The sequence below is a fragment of the Cyclobacterium sediminis genome, assembly GCF_054781075.1.
Genome location: NZ_BAAGVC010000036.1, coordinates 1 through 1,529, shown reverse-complemented (window position 1 = coordinate 1,529; position 1,529 = coordinate 1). Strand labels below are relative to the sequence as shown.

At 38.9% G+C, this 1,529-nt stretch carries 2 protein-coding genes; both read left to right on the top strand.

Annotated features, from left to right (window positions below; translation table 11 throughout):
- Window positions 1–63: 63 nt before the first annotated feature.
- Window positions 64–456 (top strand): hypothetical protein, encoded by a 393-nt coding sequence (locus ACYVHJ_RS19430; RefSeq protein ID WP_460518161.1) that lies wholly within the window; start codon window positions 64–66, stop codon window positions 454–456.
- Window positions 457–458: 2 nt separating this feature from the next.
- Window positions 459–1,469, top strand: a complete 1,011-nt coding sequence (locus ACYVHJ_RS19425) for an IS3 family transposase (protein WP_460518158.1) — start codon at window positions 459–461, stop codon at window positions 1,467–1,469.
- Window positions 1,470–1,529 lie beyond the last annotated feature (60 nt).

Genomic DNA, 1,529 nt, shown 5'->3' with positions numbered 1-1,529 from the left:
GGTCGTGTACTGAAATAGGTTGACACAATTTAATTAAAAATTGTAAACCTATAATCGGACAAAATGAGTGAATTACAAAAGTTCTCCGAAGATGCAAGGAGAAAAATAGTTATGGAAGTACTTTCAGGTACTTTAAGCAAAGAACAGGCAAGGCATATTTATGGAATTAAAAGCAAATCCGCTATCTTGGAATGGATGAGGATTTTTGCGGGTTTTGAAAGAAGACTTCCTAAAGATCCTCTCCCGATTTTAAAAAACATGGCAATAAAAGAGGATTCCAACAGTGAGTTAAAAGCCCGTATCAGGCAACTTGAAGAAGAGCTGAAGCTTAGTCGTTTAAAGGGCAGGGCATACCAGATCATGGTAGATATTGCCAAAGAAGAATATGGTCTAGATCTTGAAAAAAAGTCTGGTGCCAAACAGTTCAAAGACTCAGAGAAGAGGAACCAAAAGTAAGTTTGGCCCAACTTTGTGAATTGTTTGGCAAGAGCAGGCAGGGCTACTATAAAGCTTTAAATTATATTTACCGCGGGGCATTTGAGGAAGAGGTGGTCTTGAGTCTTATTTTAAAGATTAGAAAGAAGGCCAAAACATCCAGATGGGGGTTGAGAAAGTTAAACCCTCTGATTCAGAAAGACCTAACACGAATGAAAATCAAAATAGGCAGGGATAAACTGTTTGATTTACTTCGAGTGAACGGGTTATTAGTAACCAAAAGAAAAAGGAAGTTTTTCACTACCCAAAGCCATCATTGGCTAAGGAAGTACCATAACCTGGTAGAAAATATGGTTGTCTACAGGCCCAACCAGTTATGGGTTTCCGATATTACCTACCTTTTACTAAATGGGCAAGTCATGTATCTGTATCTTATTACGGATGCTTATTCCCAGAAAATAGTGGGCTGGAATCTCTCTCTGGATCTGAAGGCTGAATCAGCACTTGAGGCCCTGAAGATGGCTTTCCAGTCTCAAAAAAACATCAATCATTATTCCCTTGTCCATCATTCGGACCGTGGGGTACAGTACTGCAGTTATGATTACACCGATCTATTGAAAAAGAAGAAAGTTTGGATAAGTATGACGAAGCCCGCTTCACCACATGAAAATGCCATAGCAGAAAGAGTAAATGGAATCCTAAAGGAAGAGTGGCTGGAGGATATTGCAGGAGAAACAAATATCAACTCGGAAAAATACATCATTAAGATTATCAAAATCTATAATGACATGAGACCACACGAGAGTTTAGGAAATCTAACACCTAACCAAGTACATGACAAAGGTTTTACAAGGCATGATACCGAACGCGTTATTGGAAAGAAATATAATTGGAAAAAGAAGACCGAACCTGTCAAGGCCCGGTCTGAAAATAGCAACGCTATCGGACCAAACGACTATTCCTTGGCAAGTTGCTCCTCAGCAGAGCTTGCCTCCGCTTTATCGTGGTACTGTAAGTTAAATGAAACTTCTTAAAAATTAAAACACTTACTATATTTGAAAAACAAAAGTGTCAACCATTTTCAGGACGAGACC